General features: G+C 42.0%; 1 protein-coding gene. It reads left to right on the top strand.

Annotated features, from left to right (window positions below; genetic code table 11):
- Positions 1-214 (top strand): serum resistance lipoprotein Bor (gene bor, locus ACRHNM_RS16690; RefSeq protein ID WP_431137747.1); only part of this gene is annotated, 214 nt, incomplete at its 5' end.
- Positions 215-276: the final 62 nt, after the last annotated feature.

Raw genomic sequence — 276 nt, 5'->3', positions numbered from 1 at the left:
ACAGTCAGCAGTTGCACCAAAGGAAACCATCACCCACCATTTTTTCGTTTCTGGAATTGGGCAGAAGAAAACTGTCGATGCAGCTAAAATTTGTGGCGGCGCAGAAAATGTTGTTAAAACAGAAACCCAGCAAACATTCGTAAATGGATTGCTCGGTTTTATTACTTTAGGCATTTATACTCCGCTGGAAGCGCGTGTGTATTGCTCAAAATAATTGCATGAGTTGCCCATCGTTATGGTCAGCTCTATCTGCACTGCTCATTAAAATACTTCTGC

It is taken from the genome of Psychroserpens mesophilus (genome assembly GCF_050617655.1).
Taxonomy (GTDB): Bacteria; Bacteroidota; Bacteroidia; order Flavobacteriales; family Flavobacteriaceae; genus Psychroserpens; species Psychroserpens mesophilus_A.
Note: the sequence above shows the minus strand (reverse complement) of the source record. Positions and strands in the feature narration are given on the sequence as shown.